This is a genomic window from Acinetobacter sp. AG1 (genome assembly GCF_001005525.1).
Classification (GTDB): domain Bacteria; phylum Pseudomonadota; class Gammaproteobacteria; order Pseudomonadales; family Moraxellaceae; genus Acinetobacter; species Acinetobacter modestus.
The window spans coordinates 1-17,302 of the sequence record NZ_LBMZ01000078.1 but is presented as its reverse complement, the minus strand read 5'-3'; the positions used below and the strand labels follow the sequence as shown (position 1 = coordinate 17,302).

At 38.8% G+C, this 17,302-nt stretch carries 17 protein-coding genes; 9 read left to right on the top strand and 8 right to left on the bottom strand.

The window, feature by feature from the left end:
* The first annotated feature begins 276 nt into the window (after positions 1 to 276).
* Complete coding sequence (locus tag AAV96_RS02130; protein WP_046738131.1) at positions 277 to 1,128, top strand: hypothetical protein; 852 nt, start codon at positions 277 to 279, stop codon at positions 1,126 to 1,128.
* A 129-nt stretch (positions 1,129 to 1,257) separates the two neighbouring features.
* Here the strand turns inward: AAV96_RS02130 and AAV96_RS02125 are convergent, their stop codons facing one another.
* A complete protein-coding gene (locus AAV96_RS02125) occupies positions 1,258 to 2,124 on the bottom strand; it encodes a metal-dependent hydrolase (RefSeq protein WP_046738130.1) in 867 nt (288 codons plus the stop codon).
* Between the two features lie 112 nt (positions 2,125 to 2,236).
* On the opposite strand from AAV96_RS02125, the gene AAV96_RS02120 reads away from it, so the two are divergent.
* Positions 2,237 to 2,857, top strand: coding sequence for a TetR/AcrR family transcriptional regulator (locus tag AAV96_RS02120; RefSeq protein ID WP_046738132.1), 621 nt, complete (start codon positions 2,237 to 2,239; stop codon positions 2,855 to 2,857).
* A 42-nt stretch (positions 2,858 to 2,899) separates the two neighbouring features.
* On the opposite strand, the gene gatB is transcribed toward AAV96_RS02120, so the two are convergent.
* The 3 genes from gatB to gatC are packed head-to-tail and all read right to left on the bottom strand — an operon-like array spanning position 2,900 to position 6,218.
* Complete coding sequence (gatB, locus tag AAV96_RS02115; RefSeq protein ID WP_046738129.1) at positions 2,900 to 4,369, bottom strand: Asp-tRNA(Asn)/Glu-tRNA(Gln) amidotransferase subunit GatB; 1,470 nt, start codon at positions 4,367 to 4,369, stop codon at positions 2,900 to 2,902.
* Complete coding sequence (gatA, locus tag AAV96_RS02110; RefSeq protein WP_046738128.1) at positions 4,369 to 5,847, bottom strand: Asp-tRNA(Asn)/Glu-tRNA(Gln) amidotransferase subunit GatA; 1,479 nt, start codon at positions 5,845 to 5,847, stop codon at positions 4,369 to 4,371. Before gatA ends, gatB begins: the two co-directional genes overlap by 1 nt.
* A 53-nt stretch (positions 5,848 to 5,900) precedes the next feature.
* Positions 5,901 to 6,218 (bottom strand): Asp-tRNA(Asn)/Glu-tRNA(Gln) amidotransferase subunit GatC, encoded by a 318-nt coding sequence (gatC, locus tag AAV96_RS02105; protein ID WP_004664595.1) that lies wholly within the window; start codon positions 6,216 to 6,218, stop codon positions 5,901 to 5,903.
* Between the two features lie 133 nt (positions 6,219 to 6,351).
* On the opposite strand from gatC, the gene AAV96_RS02100 reads away from it, so the two are divergent.
* The 6 genes from AAV96_RS02100 to AAV96_RS18105 all read left to right on the top strand — a co-directional run bounded on the left by AAV96_RS02100 (position 6,352) and on the right by AAV96_RS18105 (position 11,104).
* Positions 6,352 to 7,392 (top strand): rod shape-determining protein, encoded by a 1,041-nt coding sequence (locus AAV96_RS02100; RefSeq protein WP_004664594.1) that lies wholly within the window; start codon positions 6,352 to 6,354, stop codon positions 7,390 to 7,392.
* 17 nt (positions 7,393 to 7,409) lie between these two features.
* Positions 7,410 to 8,267: a rod shape-determining protein MreC gene (gene mreC / locus AAV96_RS02095; RefSeq protein WP_004664592.1), complete on the top strand. Its 858-nt coding sequence runs from the start codon at positions 7,410 to 7,412 to the stop codon at positions 8,265 to 8,267.
* Positions 8,254 to 8,745, top strand: coding sequence for a rod shape-determining protein MreD (gene mreD, locus AAV96_RS02090; protein ID WP_005214245.1), 492 nt, complete (start codon positions 8,254 to 8,256; stop codon positions 8,743 to 8,745). Before mreC ends, mreD begins: the two co-directional genes overlap by 14 nt.
* A complete protein-coding gene (locus AAV96_RS02085) occupies positions 8,733 to 9,293 on the top strand; it encodes a Maf-like protein (protein WP_046738127.1) in 561 nt (186 codons plus the stop codon). Before mreD ends, AAV96_RS02085 begins: the two co-directional genes overlap by 13 nt.
* Positions 9,294 to 9,341: 48 nt before the next feature.
* Positions 9,342 to 10,796, top strand: a complete 1,455-nt coding sequence (rng, locus tag AAV96_RS02080; protein ID WP_004664586.1) for a ribonuclease G — start codon at positions 9,342 to 9,344, stop codon at positions 10,794 to 10,796.
* A gap of 134 nt (positions 10,797 to 10,930) precedes the next feature.
* Positions 10,931 to 11,104 (top strand): PA1571 family protein, encoded by a 174-nt coding sequence (locus tag AAV96_RS18105; protein WP_004664584.1) that lies wholly within the window; start codon positions 10,931 to 10,933, stop codon positions 11,102 to 11,104.
* Positions 11,105 to 11,142: 38 nt separating this feature from the next.
* Here the strand turns inward: AAV96_RS18105 and AAV96_RS02075 are convergent, their stop codons facing one another.
* Both AAV96_RS02075 and AAV96_RS02070 read right to left on the bottom strand, forming a co-directional pair.
* On the bottom strand, positions 11,143 to 12,528 hold the full coding sequence (locus tag AAV96_RS02075; protein ID WP_004664582.1) for a WS/DGAT/MGAT family O-acyltransferase: 1,386 nt from the start codon (positions 12,526 to 12,528) through the stop codon (positions 11,143 to 11,145).
* Positions 12,529 to 12,711: 183 nt separating this feature from the next.
* On the bottom strand, positions 12,712 to 13,446 hold the full coding sequence (locus AAV96_RS02070) for a phosphoadenylyl-sulfate reductase (RefSeq protein ID WP_004664580.1): 735 nt from the start codon (positions 13,444 to 13,446) through the stop codon (positions 12,712 to 12,714).
* A 172-nt stretch (positions 13,447 to 13,618) separates the two neighbouring features.
* Here AAV96_RS02070 and thrH point away from each other — a divergent pair, with 172 nt between their 5' ends.
* Positions 13,619 to 14,236 (top strand): bifunctional phosphoserine phosphatase/homoserine phosphotransferase ThrH, encoded by a 618-nt coding sequence (thrH, locus tag AAV96_RS02065; RefSeq protein WP_046738126.1) that lies wholly within the window; start codon positions 13,619 to 13,621, stop codon positions 14,234 to 14,236.
* An 85-nt stretch (positions 14,237 to 14,321) separates the two neighbouring features.
* Here the strand turns inward: thrH and AAV96_RS02060 are convergent, their stop codons facing one another.
* Complete coding sequence (locus AAV96_RS02060) at positions 14,322 to 15,551, bottom strand: OmpP1/FadL family transporter (protein ID WP_046738125.1); 1,230 nt, start codon at positions 15,549 to 15,551, stop codon at positions 14,322 to 14,324.
* 295 nt (positions 15,552 to 15,846) lie between these two features.
* Entirely contained in the window at positions 15,847 to 17,064 is a 1,218-nt protein-coding gene (locus AAV96_RS02055) for an OmpP1/FadL family transporter (RefSeq protein ID WP_046738124.1), read from the bottom strand.
* Positions 17,065 to 17,302 lie beyond the last annotated feature (238 nt).

Sequence of the window (17,302 nt, the reverse complement as noted above, 5' to 3'; positions counted from 1 at the left end):
AAACAGGATTCGGGTTATTTAGTTATTCATTAATCTAAGTTTGCAGGGTTCTTTGCCTGTACGAATGGCTATATTGGGATGGTCTAGGGAGTTAGTGGGTATAATATATTAATTAGCAGTTTCGTTATAGAGGAGGTTATTCATAATGCAGTGCTTTGAAAGCTAAATAATTCCTAATTATCCATACTTCTTGATAAAGAATATTATTTTAAATAGGTATGTTTTTCAATTAGATATGTTATTGTTGATTTCGATTGCTCTAATGATGGATAGATAATGGATTTAGTTTGGTATAGTTTATTTGTTCTTCTTATTACAGGGTTAATATTATATCTACCTGTATTAGTGATAATTCTTGCTCACCAAATTTATCAAGTTTTTATAAATAAAAGTAAAATATTTGCTTGGATATTTTATTTTATATTTGGATATTTATTAATATCGCTTGTTGGCGTGGGGATCTATTATTACTTCTCTGATTTTGATAAAGCTTTATCAACAACAGCAATAAGAACAGATATAGTGTATATATTTACTGCATGTGCAGCATTGTGCGCACCAATTTTAGTATTAGTCACTTTAAATTTATGGAGAAAACAATACCGTACTAGTCTAAATAAAGAACTAATAATTAACTTGGTAACAGAGATTGAGGAATTAAGACAAGTACTACTTGAGACATATGAATTATTGAAATCAATTTATTCTAACCATCAGAGAAATTGGGCTATTTTAGTATCGGAACAGAAGAAACCTAATAATGAAGATCAAGTAAACAAAGTTATCCAAGACATTAAAAGTGGATATTATTTGCAGGTAAAGCAACTTTTAGAAGGCAATACATTTAGAATTTTTGAAAAAAAGTGTGGTGTTTTTAAATATGCCACCATTTTACGTATGGGCACTAATTTACTTGATGATGAGCCTGAAGAAATTGAAAAAATTACTATCAGAGCATCCAAAATTATTCATGCTATACATAGTAAAGCTGTGAATTGTAATCAAGCTCTCAGTCAGGAAGATTTAGATAATTACTATGAATGCTTAATTGATTTGAAAAAAAATGTGGAAAATATCGTTTATCCAAAGCTAAAACAGGATTTATATTTAATAGAAAACCCACTCTAAAGCGGGTTTTGTTAGAAATTAGATCAGTTTAACTAATCAACTTCTTCATCAATTCATTTACTTGAGTTGTGTTGACTTACCCTTGAATGAAGGATGAGCTTATTTAATTTTTTCCTATTTCAAAGCTACTTAGCTTCTAAGCACACTTCTTAAAATACCATTTTCACCAAATAATTTTTCACGGTATTCAGCTTCGAGTTGTTCTGTCTGCATATCTAATGGATCGAAATGTTGATCTCTGACATCAAGCATTTCGATAAACGTACGAGAAAAAATACCTAAACGATTCACACCACCGAATGCCAAATAAAATGCGTCTTTCAGTTCTTTAGCTGAAAACTTAATATCCTTACGTTTTAAAATTTGTATCCAATAATCAAAGGTTATCGGGGCAATAAAGCGAGCCACTCGAATTAAAGCAATCCTCCGATTTCTAACCGTATTACCACCAATCGCTTTCAGTGCTTCAAAAGCAACAGATTTATGTTCTAGTTCTTCCAGCGCATGCCATTCCCAAAGATTTCGACTTTCTTGAGTAGTTTTCTGTTTGATTAATGGATCAGTTAACAGTAGGCGAGCAAGAGTAGCTGTGAAATGTTCCATTACTACAGTTGCCGCTAATTGCTCAACTTTGGGAAGCTTACGAAATTTATCCAATCTTGCTTTGGTTAAGGCTTCGATTTCGACTACCTCTGGATAATTTGATTGAATCAGATGCTCATTCAGAGATTTATGTTCGCGACTATGAAAAGCTTCTTGCGCAATAAAATTACGAATATCTTCAAGCAATTTTTCATCCGTAATTTGATCACGAACATTACGTACGCTCTCGATGAAGAACATTTCACCCGGTGGAAACATCGCAGATAAAACCACAAAAAGAGAGGTCACAACAGAATTATCTTCATAGTAAAAAGAAAACTTTTTGTTTTTGTCTAAAGGAATAACCACATTACGTCGAACGATTCGTTGAAGAGATTGTACTGATATATTCATCTTTTTTCCTTGTCCTCTGTAGAAGATAATTTGAACAAAATTTAGTATGTATATAGAATCTATCAGTGAATTTATACGGAAAAAAGACGGATTTAAGGATGAGATTTTTATAATGGTAACTATAAGAAAACCAAAACAAAGTAGGTCTAAAAATACTTATAGGTCTATAGTTGATGCAGGATTTATATCAGTAAAAAATAATGGATTGGACCACACTACCGTGTTGAAAGTCTGTGAGATTGCAGGCGTAGGCTCTGGAAGCTTTTATGAATATTTTAAAAATAAAGAAGCCTTATTTGTAGAGATGCAACAACACTTTATTGCTGAGCTTGCCAAAGTGATTTACGAGGTCATTCCAACCATTCAGGAAATGGAAATTCCCGAAGCGATTCGATCTATTTTTTTACATATTGGTGACTTTTTAGCAAAAGATGAGAATAAATATTTCTATTGGCTCAGTGTTTCTAACAAATATAGTACTGAAGCCAGTCATGTAAAAGCAGTGAAGGCAATCAATACATTAGCGATTGAATACGCGGTGAAACATCCTGAAGTGCTCAGAATAAAAAATCTAAAATTGATGGTTTATGTTTTAATTAATTCCAGTGTAGCACTGACGATGAATTTCTTTTCATCTCAAAATATGGGTTTTACTTTTGAAGAATTAATTGATTGTCTGATTGATATTACAATGTCTTATATTGATGATGATCGTAATAAATTAAAAATATAAAAAACCCGCTCTAAAGCGGGTTTTGTTAGAAATTAGACTAGTTTAGCCAATCAATTTCTTCATTAATTCATTCACTTGAGCTGGGTTGGCTTTACCTTTTGCAGCTTTCATGACTTGACCAACCAGACCGTTAAAGGCTTTTTCTTTACCAGACTTGTACTCTTCAACCATTTTTTCATTGGCTGCAAGTACTTCTTTAATAATCGCTTCAATCGCACCTGTATCAGTTTCTTGCTTTAAGCCTTTCTCAGCAATAATGTCATCCGCAGATTTTCCTTCTGCTTCCCACATAAAGCCAAACACTTGCTTCGCAATTTTACCGTTAATGGTATTGTCAACAATACGCGCGATCATGCCACCCAACTGCTCAGCAGAAACAGGAGAGTCCGCCAATTCTAAGCCTGCTTTGTTTAAAGCACCTGAGAATTCACCCATCACCCAGTTTGCAGACATTTTACCTTGTGCAGCACCGCCAGCAGCAGCCACAACAGCTTCGTAGAAGTCCGCCATTTCGCGTGACAGCGTCAATACATGTGCATCGTACTCAGTCACACCGAAATCAGCAGTAAAACGTTCACGACGTGCAGCAGGCAATTCTGGCAAGGCAGCACGCGCCGCTTCGATTTGCTCATCAGCAATGATCACTGGCAATAAATCTGGATCTGGGAAGTAGCGATAGTCGTTTGCTTCTTCTTTCGAGCGCATTGAACGGGTTTCCATCTTGTTCGGATCGAACAAACGGGTTTCCTGATCAATTGTGCCGCCATCTTCCAAAATTTCCATTTGGCGTTCAATTTCAACATTGATCGCTTGCTCGATGAAACGGAATGAATTGAGGTTTTTCAACTCGCAACGCGTACCGAATGGTTGACCTGGACGACGCAATGACACGTTACAGTCGGCACGGAATGAACCTTCTGCCATGTTACCGTCAGAAATACCCAACCAACGCACGAGCGTGTGAATCGACTTGATATAAGCAACCGCTTCTTCAACCGACCGCATATCTGGCTCAGAAACGATTTCAAGCAATGGTGTGCCCGCACGGTTTAAGTCGATACCCGACATACCTTCGAACTGGTCATGGATTGATTTACCCGCATCTTCTTCAAGATGGGCACGAGTCACGCCAATACGCTTCACAGTGCCATCTTCAAGCTGGATATCGATATGACCCAAGCCCACAATCGGATTGTCCATCTGGCTGATTTGGTAGCCTTTTGGAGAATCTGGATAGAAATAGTTTTTACGTGCAAATACAGACGCTTGGTCGATATAGGCATCGATACCCAAACCAAAGCGAATCGCAAGATCAACCACTTCTGCATTCAATACAGGCAATACGCCCGGCATCGCCAAATCAACAAGGCTGGCTTGTGTATTTGGGTCTTGACCAAACTCAGTCGATGAACCAGAGAAGATTTTAGACTTGGTCGCCAACTGCGTGTGGATCTCGATCCCGATAACGACTTCCCAACCGTCAATTAATTTTAACTTTTGAGCTTCAGCCATTATGCATTCTCCTCAGCAATTGCCGCACGTTTGGTATGCCAGTCTGTATTTTCTTGATATTGATGCACAATCGAAAGCAATTGTGATTCTGACCAGTAGTTACCAATCAACTGTAAGCCCACAGGCAAGCTATCTTTATCGAAACCAACAGGTGCGTTGATAGCTGGTAGGCCTGCCAAGTTCACAGCAAGGGTATAGATATCGCCTAAATACATTTCAGTCGGGCTGAGGTTGGCACCGATCTTGTAAGCAGTGGTTGGTGCAGATGGCGCAGCAATCACATCAACATTTTCAAATGCTTTGAGGAAGTCTTGTTGGATTAAACGACGTACTTTTTGCGCTTTCACATAGTAGGCATCGTAGTAACCCGCAGAAAGGGCATAAGTCCCGATCAGGATACGACGTTGTACTTCAGCACCAAAACCTTCTGAACGTGAACGTTTGTACAAGTCCATTAAGTCCACAGGATTTTCACAACGGTAGCCATAACGCACACCATCATAACGTGACAGGTTCGATGATGCTTCCGCAGGGGCGATCAAGTAGTAAGTTGGTACATAAGCTTCAGTCATGTTGAGATCAATCTCAACCAAGATCGCGCCCATCTCTTCAAGCTTTTTCAACGATTCTTCAACGCGTGCTTTTACATCGGCGTCTAAACCAGCCACATTGAAATATTGCTTTGGAATACCAATGCGTAGACCTTTCACCGCAGTGCCATTTAGGTTAGCAACATAGTCATCCACTTCTTTGTTGATCGAAGTCGAGTCTTTGGCATCATGACCAGCAATGACATTCATTAAGTACGCACAGTCTTCCGCCGAGCGTGCCATTGGACCGCCTTGATCCAGTGATGATGCATACGCAATCATACCGAAGCGAGAGACACGACCATAGGTCGGTTTTAAGCCTGTTAAGCCGCAGAATGAAGCTGGTTGGCGAATTGAGCCACCCGTATCCGTACCTGTTGCAATCGGAGCTAAGTCCGCAGCAACAGCCGCTGCGGAACCACCTGATGAACCACCTGGGACATGATCTAATGCCCAAGGGTTACCTGTTGCACCAAAGTAAGAACTTTCAGAGGTTGAACCCATAGCGAATTCATCCATGTTCACCTTACCTAAAGTCACGAGACCCGCAGCTTTGGCTTTTGCAACGACAGTCGCATCGTAAGGTGAAATGAAGTTATCCAACATTTTTGAACCGGCAGTGGTTTTAATGCCTTGGGTACAAAAAATGTCTTTGTGTGCAAGAGGAATGCCTGCCAACGCATGTGTATGACCTGACTTAAGTGCAACATCAGCAGCATCAGCTTCAACAAGTGCTTGTTCTGCTGTAACCGTCACATAACTTTTTACTTTTGGGTCAATTTTGGCAATACGTTTTAAATAATGTTCAGTCAATTCGCGTGATGAAAATTGAGCTTGTTTTAGCCCTTCAGAGAGTTCACGGATTGATAAGCGATGTAAATCTGTCATATGAAAAATTTCTTTACATTCTAAATATAAAATATTGACTAATCGAATAGAAATTATTCAATTACACGAGGTACAAGGTACAAACCTGCTTCAGTTGCAGGGGCTACCGCTTGATATTCATCACGATGGTTGCTTTCACTTACAATATCAGCACGTAAAGGTTGCGGATTATCAAAAGGACTTTTCAAAGGCTCAACATTATCGGTATTAATGCCTTTTAGGCTTTCCATCATGCCAAGAATTTTATTTAAACTTTGAGCATATTCAGTAGATTGCGTGTCATTTAGAGACAAGCGAGCAAGATGTGCAATCGCTGAAACGGTCTGTGCATTTAAGTCCGTTGTCTGCTGAGCATCTGATGATGTAGACATAACTTTACCTAATTCAGTATCAAAAAATTGCAAAATATCGTGCGTTATAATAAGCGATTGACTTGTTCAAAGCATCACATTTCGTTAAAGTTGCCACCTTGCATCCATACAAAGTTTAATTGAGAACGCCCCCGTGATTCTAAAACGACTAATTGGCTTGTTTTCGCCGGATTTAGCCATTGATTTAGGTACGGCAAATACACTTATTTATGCACCAGGCCGTGGCATTATATTAAATGAACCGACTGTTGTGGCGATTCGTCATAGCGGTTCGCAAAAAATTGTTGCTGCTGTTGGTCTTGATGCTAAACAAATGTTAGGTCGTACACCAGCGAATATTTCAGCAATTCGTCCGATGAAAGACGGTGTGATTGCCGATTTTGAAGTCACTGAGACCATGTTGAATCAGTTTATCGGTAAAGTACATGAAAAGCGTTTATTTCCACCAGCACCGCGTGTTGTGGTCTGTGTCCCATGTAAATCGACTTTAGTTGAACGTCGAGCGATTCGTGAAGCTGTATTTAATGCAGGCGCGCGTGATGTCCGTTTGATTGAAGAGCCAATGGCGGCAGCGATTGGTGCAGGTATGCCAGTCGAACAAGCATGTGGTTCGATGGTGGTTGATGTGGGTGGCGGTACGACTGAGATTGCGATCATTTCATTACAAGGCTGTGTTTATGCCGATTCATTACGTATCGGTGGTGATGTATTTGATGAGCAAATTATCAATTATGTACGTAAAGCGCATGGTTGCGTGATTGGGGAAACCACAGCAGAAACCATTAAGAAAGAAGTGGGTATGGCTGTGACTGATGGCAAAACCCTTCAGATTGAAGTTCGTGGTCGTAATTTGGCAGAAGGTGTACCTCGTGCGATTACCGTCACTTCTGATGAAATCTCACAAGCGATTGCTGACCCATTACAAAGCATCGTGAGCGCAGTCAAATCTGCTTTAGAACAAACTCCACCTGAACTTTCTTCGGATATTGCAGAGCGCGGTATTGTGTTGACCGGTGGCGGCGCATTATTGCGTAACCTTGATAAACTGCTTGCGCAAGAAACAGGTCTACCTGTGATTGTTGCGGATGACCCTTTAACTTGCGTCACGCGTGGTGGCGGTAAAGTCTTAGAGTTCTTTGATAATCCGAACCATGACATGCTTTTTGTTGGCTAAATCATAAGGACTAGGCGGTGCAACCGAATCTTTTTTCAAGACAACCGCCATCTTTTCGCTCATTTATTATTGCGGTTATTTCATGTTTGGTGGTGCTTTTCTTTGATTGGCGCATGCCTTATGTGATTAAGCCTGCAAGAGATGTCTTGTATGCAGCGTATAATCCAATTTATGCGCTGGCAAGTTATCCTGTATTGTCGCGAGAATGGCTGAACCAACAAACCAAATCTGAAACCCAATTGCGCCGTGAAAATACTGCAATGCAGGCTGAACTCCTTCAAGCTCAAGTTCGACTCCAAAAACTTTCAGAACTCTCCGCGGAAAATAACCGTTTAAGGGGGCTTTTGGATACGCCATTGATTATCGATGGACGTATGCAAATTGCAGAAGTGATTGGAACAGATGCCGACCCATTGCGCCATATTATTATCATTAACCGTGGCTCTGTGGATCACTTAAAAGTTGGGCAAACTGTTCTCGATGATAAAGGGATTATGGGACAATTGATTAATGTGTACCCACATAGTGCCCGTATCATGTTGTTATCTGATAAAGAACATTCGTTGTCTGTACGTTTAGAACGGACAGGAATGCGTGCGATTGTATCTGGAACAGGTGATTTAGGTCACCTAAAAATGGAATACGTCCCGACAAGCGCGAATATTCAAGCGGGTGATAAGGTATTTAGTTCTGGTTTGGGTGAACACTTTCCTGCTGGTTATTTGGTGGGTACTGTTTCTAAGGTTAGCCGTCATACTTCAGGCGAGTTTGCAGAAATTGATGTTATTCCTGCGGCACAGCTTGCCAGTGGTCATCATGTGGTAGTTTTATTTTCAGAATCTTTAGCGCAGGAGCAACCTTATGCCGATCGCTAGATTGAGTTTTGAAAAACGCAAAGATCCACTTTGGATGATTATCATCTCAATTATTATCGGGTCAGTTCTTTTAGTTTATCCAATTGCTTACGAAGCTTCAGGATGGCGACCATCAATTATGCTGATGATCATGCTGTTCTGGATTCTTTATCAACCTAGTTGGTGTGGGGTTTGGTTCGCCTTTGGAATGGGTATTTTCACTGATTTATTGTTAGATGCGCCTTTGGGTTTAAATGCACTAAGTTTTGTGTTGATTACGTTTGGTACGCGTTATTTTATTCGTGAACGTCGAATTTTAACTTTCGCGAACTCATGGGTAATCGCTGTACTTGCAATTATTGCGCACTTAACCTTTTTGTGGATGAGTCAAACAATATCGAGTACACATTTTTCAATAGCGCGACATTGGCAACCGCTTGTTACTAGCGTGATAGGATGGCCGATGGTTTATTACTGCTTACAAAAATGGCGCGTATAATTTTAGCTTCGAGTTCACCTCGTCGAAAGGAGTTGTTGCAACAACTCGGTTTGGATTTTGAAATATATAGTCCAGATATCGATGAAAGTGTCCGAGAGGGAGAAATTGTTGAACAATATGTTGAACGATTGGCGAGAGCAAAGGCACATGCTGTTCTTGGTTTATTTCCTGATGCAATTGTGATTGCTGCGGATACCAGTTTAAGTTTTGCAGGCAAGATCATTGGAAAACCACAATCAAAGCAGCATGCATTTGAAATCTGGTCAACAATTTCTGGGCAATGGCATGATGTCTATTCTGGGATTTGTGTGGCAACTTCTATCCAATGCTTAAGTGATGTGGTTAGAACACAAGTAGAGTTACAACAGCTTAGTCATGTCGACATGGAAAGATATTGGGCAACAGGTGAACCTGTTGGAAAAGCAGGGGCGTATGCAATCCAAGGGATAGCAGCTCAATATATTCCCCAAATTCGGGGCAGTTATAGTAATGTGGTCGGTTTACCGTTGTACGAAACAGCACAGTTATTAGAAAGCGTTAAAATTTAAAGTAGACACTTTCGGATATAAGAATTTTTATAAAATTTTGAGTGGATTATGGCAGAAGAATTGCTAATTAACGTCACACCGATGGAATGTCGTGTGGCTTTAATTGAAAACGGTACGGTCAATGAATTATTTGTTGAGCGCACTGTAAAACGTGGTTTAGTGGGTAATATTTATAAAGGTAAAGTGGTGCGTGTACTGCCAGGTATGCAAGCTGCTTTTGTTGATATTGGTTTGTCTCGGACTGCTTTTTTACATATCAATGATATGGTCTGGTCACGTTCGCAACCTACCCCAAATGTTTTTGAGCTTTTGCATCCGGGACAGATGTTGACGGTTCAAGTGATGAAAGACATGTTGGGAACCAAAGGTGCGCGTCTAAGCACAGATCTTTCTATCCCATCGCGTTATCTGGTATTAATGCCTTATGGTAATCATATCGGTGTATCACAACGTATTGAATCAGAAGAAGAGCGTGATCGTCTTCGTAGCATGATTGAACGCATTCAGACGGAACATAGCTTACCCGGCAGTGTTATTGTTCGTACCGCAGCGGAAGGTGTGGACGAAGCTGCGATTGCACAAGATATGTGTTATTTGAGTAAGCTTTGGGAATATATTCAACGTAAACAAAAAGAAGTTGCGACACCTGAACTTATTTTTGAAGAATTGCCTTTACCACAAAGAATTGTCCGTGATTTAGCCAGTGATGAAACTGCAAAAATTTATGTCGACTCTCGTGAAATTCATGCCAAATTAAATGAGTTTGTGCTTGAGTTTGTGCCAACGATTGAAAATCGTCTAATTCACTATCCTGGCGAAAAGCCACTTTTCGATTTGTATAACGTCGAAGAAGACATTCAGAAGGCCTTGCAGACCCGTGTAGCACTTAAGTCAGGTGGCTATCTGATGATAGATCAGACTGAAGCAATGACCACGATTGATGTGAATACAGGCTCTTATGTGGGTGGTCGTAGTTTAGAAGACACGGTGTTTAAAACCAATATGGAAGCGACACAAGTCATTGCGAGACAACTTCGTCTACGTAATTTGGGTGGCATTATCATTATTGATTTTATTGACATGCAAGAGCTTGAGCATCGACAAGAGGTCATGCGTCAGTTTGAACGTATGCTTGAACGTGATCATGCCAAAACAAAAATCACCCAAGTTTCAGAGTTAGGCTTGGTTGAAATGACACGTAAACGTACACGTGAGTCTTTAGAACATTTATTATGTGAATCATGCCCAACTTGTCAGGGACGTGGATATGTAAAGACAGCAGAGACAGTATGTTACGAGATATTTCGAGAAATTTTGCGTTATGCCCGTGCATTTGATTCCAAGAGTGGCTTTACTGTCGTTGCACATCCAGCAGTGATTGATCGCTTATTAACGGCAGAAGCCCCAGCAGTCGCAGATTTAGAGCATTTCATTAGCCGAGTGATTAAATTCCAAGTTGAAAATTTATATACGCAAGAGCAATACGATATCATTCTGAGCTAAAGTTGTAACAAAATTTCGCTTAATCCTTGTTACAACTGAAATTTTACTTTCTATCATGAATTTTAAATACTAGAACCATAGAATGAGCCATAGGTATCTTGAGTGCCTTAGCAAATAATATGAGGTATATAATTATGAATGTGAGCGAAAGATTAGTGAATCACGGTTTTAAGCATGTTTTAGACAGTAATCCAGTCAATACATGTTATATGGTCGATAGCCAAGGTAAAGAAGTTCAAATTACTACGGCGATGATCCGTTTAGCCTGCCATCAACTATTACAACGTTGTCGTACAATTAAAAAATAAGGGGCCATTTAAAGCCCCTTAATTTTTTAGCGAATTGCTTAATTCGCAACTTTCTGTTGTGGTAAGTTTTCAATTGCTTGTTCAAAGCGTTGAATTTCATCTTCTAAATGAGTCAATAAGTTTTGCATTTTAGGTAAAGCATTACGACATGCAATCAAACCTACTTCTAACTTATCTAAATAACTTGTCATTGTAATATTTAGTGCTTGGCCATCCATGACGATTGACGCTGGATAAAGCGCATCAAGTTTAGCACCATTCCAATATAACGGTTCGCGTGGACCTGGTACATTTGAAATTACAAGGTTAAATGCTTGGCGTTTCGGTAGCATGCCAGAAACAATATTTAACCCAGCAGGGCCATAAACAACAGCACTGTAGTTTAGGATTTCATTCGCAGTCATACGACTAAAACGCTGTTTAGAGTTTTGTACACTACGACGAATGATTTCTAAGCGCTCGATTGGATTCTCAATATGAGTCGCAAGATTGGCTAGAATCATCGTGATACGGTTACTTACATCTGAATCATCTGTACGTAAAGATGCTGGCACCATTGCGATCAAAGGTTTCTTCGGTAAACTATTATGACTAATCAAATATTCTCGAAGTGCACCAGAACACACTGCAAGTACCACGTCATTGATGGTTACACCGAGTGATTTAGCAATATTACGTAGACGATCAAGCTCAAAAGACTGAGCTGCAAAACGGCGAGAAGAACTTACACGTTGGTTTAAAATTGAAGGAGGAGCTTGGAAAGTTGAGACATAGTCTGGATTCTTACCAATTTCTTTAAACAATGTTTGTGAAAGTTCTTGCATGACTTTTGGCGTGACTTCAAGTTGAGACTTGATACCATCCATAATGCCTTTGATTTTACTTACTGTCGGTGGTTTTGGTGCTTTTAAACGTTTAGTACGTTTACCTTCTACACACCATAACGGTACGACATGTTTTTCATTTGGATCTTTTGATAATGATTTTTCAATGAGGCGCATACCCGCAACACCATCGACCATCGCATGATGGATTTTAAAATACATTGCGAAGCGATTGCCTTCAATGCCTTCAATAATATCGCAAGTCCATAATGGCTTTGCACGGTCAATCAAGGAACTATGTTGCTGTGAAATATAGACCAATAGTTCACGAATACGCCCTGGATTTGGTAACGCGATATGACGGAAATGATGATCAATATCGAATTCAGGATCTTCACCCCAGAATAATCCAGTTAGTTGATTGTTAAATGGGGGAACAGGAATACTCTTCGATTGACGGATATCTTGAACAAGATCATGTACGAATGTCGGAGATGCATTTTCTGGGATTTCGAATAAAAACAATCCCCCTACATGCATAGGTTGCTGTCTTTTCTCTAATGAAAGAAAAATAAAATCAATAGGGTGTAATGGGCGCATAGCAGATATAGCCTCTCATTGCATTTTTTATAAGATACTCTTGGAGCTCTTATTAGAATTATTGAACCGTTGTGTGAAGTATATACGGTTTGGTCTGGTTAAAATATGACTTTGTACAGGGGAGTCAGAAAAAATAAAACCACTGATGAATCAGTGGTTTTTATATACCAAATCTGCTAGGAATTATTTTTTCAGATTACCCGAGTGTAATCCGCACTCTTTGTGAGTTGCTTCTTCCCACCACCAACGACCTTCACGTTCATGTTGGTTTGGTAATACAGCACGAGTACATGGTTCACAACCAATTGAAATAAAACCACGTTCGTGTAGTGGGTTATATGGAATTTCCATCATTCGAATATAACTCCATACATCTGCACTGCTCCAATTTGCAAGCGGATTATATTTAATCAATTGCTTGCCTTCACCTGAAAAGCCAACATCCGCTTGAACTACGGGAATCTCATTACGTGTGCCTGGACTTTGATCTTTACGTTGACCTGTAATCCAACCATCCAAAGTCGCTAATTTTTTACGTAAAGGTTGTACTTTACGAACGCCACAGCATTCCTGATGACCATCTTCAAAAAAGCTAAACAACCCTTTTTCATTTACCAACTGCTGTACAGCAGCGGATTCAGGGAAGCAAATTTCGATCTTAATATTGTAATGTTTACGCACAGTTTCAATAAATTGATAGGTTTCTGCATGTAAACGCCCTGTATCTAAACTAAATACACGGAATGGTTTACCAATACGAGAAGCAATATCAATTAATACAACATCTTCGGCACCAGAAAATGAAATTGCAATTTCGCCTTCTTGGCTTAAAGCAAGCTCTAAAATTTCTCGTGGTGATTTATCTGAATATTCAGCAGCGAGCGCATCTACAAGGTCAATAGTCGGAATAACAGTCATAGGTGTTCCTGGCGAAAGGCTTGGGCACAATTGTAAATCATTCTAAGCAAAGCCATTTGCTTGTCTTCGATTTTAATCTTGCAGAATAAAATCGTTTTATTTAACAACAGCGCAAAAAATGAAAATCTTAATGGTATGATACAGCAATTTTTAATCAACATTGGATGCATTCATGGAAATCGTATGCCTAGACCTTGAAGGGGTACTTGTACCAGAAATCTGGATTAACTTTGCCAAGAAAACAGGAATTAAAGAATTAGAAGCGACGACGCGCGATATTCCAGATTATGATGTTTTAATGACTCAACGTTTAAACATTTTAAAAGAGCATGGTTTGGGTTTAAATGATATTCAAGCTGTGATTGCTGATATGGGACCATTTGAAGGTGCAAAAGAATTTGTTGAATGGGTACGTACACATTTTCAACTGATTATTTTATCTGATACTTTTTATGAGTTTGCACATCCATTGATGAAACAACTAGGTTGGCCAACGATTTTCTGTCATAAACTTGAAACTGATGAAAATGGTATGATTACGGCGTATAAATTACGCCAGCCTGATCAGAAGCGTCAGGCAGTGAAAGCATTACATGGTTTAAATTTCCGTGTGATTGCTGCAGGTGACTCTTATAATGATACGACTATGTTAGGTGAAGCAGATCATGGTTTCTTATTTGATGCACCAGCAAATGTAATTGCTGAATTCCCACAGTTTCCACCATTGCATGGCTATGAAGCATTGAAACAAGCGATACGCTCTGTATCACAACGTAATATCCCAGAATAATTAAAATTTCTAAGCTTTTTATGAAAGATAAAGGAAATTTAAAAATAAAAGGCGCTTCTAAGCGCCTTTTATTTTTTACTATTTATTAGAATTTATAACCAATTTTCAAACCATAAGCGATCGCATCATTATTTTCAAACTCAGCTACGTAGTTAGGCGTATTAAATTGAGAACCTGATTGAGCTTTAGCATCTCCTAACCAGAAATACTTTACACCACCAGCAATAAAGTAATTCGGGGCAGGGCTATATTGAACTCCTAGGCCTACATTCCAATAACCTTCTGTTGGCCCGAGTGTTGTAACTGGGTTACCTGCACCAGAATCCCAACCTACAGAAACATTACCAGCCCAATGATCATTTACTTTACGGCCTACGCCAGCAGTTACAGAATATTGGTCATCTGTATATGCAACCAAATCAAAACCATCTTTTTTACCAGTATTTTTTACAATATCTGATAAAAGAGAAGCTTCACCAAATTTATATGGGCGGATTGCAAAGTCTTTCCAATTCACCCAACGTAAGTTTGCAAAGGCAATCGTGTTCTCCATGATCCCAGTTTGAAAATCAAGATTAACGGACTGAGGCGTGGTGATTTCAGTTGTACCTTGAGCATTGTTAATTTGATTTAACATCGCATCAAAAACAGGACTGCCTGTAAAACCTGCAATTCCATGATTCTCATATGCATTCATTTCATGCTTGATTTTTGCACGGTAAGTTAAAGATGTTTTGAGTGCAATTTCTGGAATTTGATAAGCGACACCAGCTAACCAACCAACAGCTTCATCACGACCTGTTTTAAAATCATAACCACTATAAGCACTGTAACTTGCACCACGTAATAATACCGTTGCATCTAGTGTTTGATAAACAGCTCCCGCATAGAGGTTCCAGTTTTGATTTGGTTGATAACCTAGAATTAAATTCAAATCTTCAGTATCAACTGTAACTGAGGTACCAGCTTTAAATGGAACAGGACGGCTTTCGATAAAGTTACTTTTACCTTTGTATTCTGCATCAGCTCCATAGGGTTGGTCATAAATAAGGCCAATAGAGAATTTTTCGGTTGCTTGAAGTTTTAAAGCAGCGTTTGGCGAGTAATAGTTACCTGCCATATTACCTGTGTCATTTTGTGAAGTATCTTTTCCTGATACATTCGGATCAAGAATTGAAATACCAGCTTCAAAATAATTGCCTGGTTGTAAAAAAGGTGCAATAGATTGACCAGAACGGTCTAATGCTGCTGCGAAAGCTGAAGTGGTTGGGAGTAAGCTAAGTAAAAGAGCGTGCTGAATCGCATTAAGCTTCATTGATATTTTCTCTCATATCACTTTGTAACAAGAATGTTGCGAAAAGTAACATAATTTTTATGGCTCAAAATATTTTACAAATGTCCATAAATGAACTGATAAAGTCATGAAAATTTCTTGAGAAGTGTAGTGTTATATACTAATTGGTATATTTTTAAATTTGTTGTTAATACTTTGATTTATCATATTTTCTATATTTTAAGAATCATTCGGAATAAATTTTTTAAACTATTTATTTTTAGCACAAAAATAAAAAAGACCATCAAATGATGGCCTTTTTTATTCGATGTATTGATCAGAAACGGTAACCGATTTTCATACCATATGCGATTGCATGGTTATCAGTGAAATCCGCAAGATAGTTATCGGTGTTAAATTGAGCGCCAGATTGAGCTTTAGCATCACCCAGCCAGAAGTATTTCACACCACCAGAGATAAAGTAGTTAGCTGCTGGACTAAATTGAACGCCTACACCAAGATTCCAATAACCTTCTGTTGGACCAAGTGTTGTAATAGGGTTTCCTGCACCAGAATCCCAGCCTACAGAAACATTACCAGCCCATTGTTCATTTAATTTACGACCAACCCCTGCATTTACAGACCATTGATCATCGGTATACGCTACTAGATCGAATCCGTTAGTTTTACCTGTTTGAGCAACAATACCAGGGTGTGTTGATGCCTCACCAAATGCATAAGGACGGATTGCAAAATCTTTCCAATTTACCCAACGAACATTTGCGAATGCAACAGTGTTCGCCATAATACCTGTTTGAAGATCTAAGTTTACAGATTGAGGCGTAGTGATATCTGAAGAACCTGTAGCATTATTTAAAATTGCTGCGATTGGTCCAACACCAACAGATGATTCATCAATATTAACTTTATGTTTAATTTCAGAGCGATATGTAACAGAAGCTTTTAACGCGATATCAGGAATTTGATATGCAGCGCCAACTAACCAACCAGCAGCCGAGTCTTCTGGAATATCAGCATTATATCCACCAAAAGTGTTTATAGCAGTTGCGCCACCATAACCAGCACCACGTAATTGCACACCACCTTTTACAGTTTGGTATACGCCACCTGCATAAAGATTAACGTTCTTAATCGGTTGAACACCAAAAAGCATAGAGATGTTTTGTGTGTCAACTTCAACTTTTGTATTGCCTGCAGTATTAGTAAATAATGTTGAATCGTGATATTCAGCATCTGCACCAAATGGTTGATCATAAATCAAACCGAATGATAAATAATCCGTTAATTGTAACTTGAGAGCAGCATTGTAAAATTGATAATCTCCACCCATGTCACTAATATTTTGACTACCAGTTGCAGCTGTAGATTGACCTTTTACTGTTGGATCTAGAACCGAAATACCAGCTTCGAAATAATTGCCTGGTTGTAGAAAAGCAGACACAGACTGACCAGAACGATCTAATGCTGCTGCAAATACTCCAGTTGCAGGTAGCGTCGCTAAAATCATGGCAGTGCTAAGATGTTTTAATTTCATTTTAAATCTTTCCTTGAACTTCAAGATTTTTTAGGTAGAGAAGCTATGATTGGCTTGTCAAATCATGCATTGAAGTAGATTTGATATAACTTCATGTAACAAAAATACCATAATTAAAATAAGAGTAAATGTTCTAAATGAACTTGTTAGTACGATTGATTACATGAAAATGCACAAAAAAAATGCTATTTATATTTTTATACATTTGTGTTTTTATTCATAATATAGTGATAAATAT

Excerpts from the sequence above, each read along its gene's own strand:
- AAV96_RS02120 (WP_046738132.1), top strand. The coding sequence starts at position 2,237 with ATGGTAACTATAAGAAAACCAAAACAAAGTAGGTCTAAAAATACTTAT.
- mreD (WP_005214245.1), top strand. The coding sequence starts at position 8,254 with ATGCCGATCGCTAGATTGAGTTTTGAAAAACGCAAAGATCCACTTTGG.
- AAV96_RS02060 (WP_046738125.1), bottom strand. The coding sequence starts at position 15,551 with ATGAAGCTTAATGCGATTCAGCACGCTCTTTTACTTAGCTTACTCCCA.
- gatC (WP_004664595.1), bottom strand. The coding sequence starts at position 6,218 with ATGTCTACATCATCAGATGCTCAGCAGACAACGGACTTAAATGCACAG.
- rng (WP_004664586.1), top strand. The coding sequence starts at position 9,342 with ATGGCAGAAGAATTGCTAATTAACGTCACACCGATGGAATGTCGTGTG.
- AAV96_RS02055 (WP_046738124.1), bottom strand. The coding sequence starts at position 17,064 with ATGAAATTAAAACATCTTAGCACTGCCATGATTTTAGCGACGCTACCT.
- thrH (WP_046738126.1), top strand. The coding sequence starts at position 13,619 with ATGGAAATCGTATGCCTAGACCTTGAAGGGGTACTTGTACCAGAAATC.
- gatA (WP_046738128.1), bottom strand. The coding sequence starts at position 5,847 with ATGACAGATTTACATCGCTTATCAATCCGTGAACTCTCTGAAGGGCTA.
- AAV96_RS02075 (WP_004664582.1), bottom strand. The coding sequence starts at position 12,528 with ATGCGCCCATTACACCCTATTGATTTTATTTTTCTTTCATTAGAGAAA.
- AAV96_RS02125 (WP_046738130.1), bottom strand. The coding sequence starts at position 2,124 with ATGAATATATCAGTACAATCTCTTCAACGAATCGTTCGACGTAATGTG.
- AAV96_RS02070 (WP_004664580.1), bottom strand. The coding sequence starts at position 13,446 with ATGACTGTTATTCCGACTATTGACCTTGTAGATGCGCTCGCTGCTGAA.
- AAV96_RS02085 (WP_046738127.1), top strand. The coding sequence starts at position 8,733 with ATGGCGCGTATAATTTTAGCTTCGAGTTCACCTCGTCGAAAGGAGTTG.
- AAV96_RS02130 (WP_046738131.1), top strand. The coding sequence starts at position 277 with ATGGATTTAGTTTGGTATAGTTTATTTGTTCTTCTTATTACAGGGTTA.
- AAV96_RS18105 (WP_004664584.1), top strand. The coding sequence starts at position 10,931 with ATGAATGTGAGCGAAAGATTAGTGAATCACGGTTTTAAGCATGTTTTA.
- gatB (WP_046738129.1), bottom strand. The coding sequence starts at position 4,369 with ATGGCTGAAGCTCAAAAGTTAAAATTAATTGACGGTTGGGAAGTCGTT.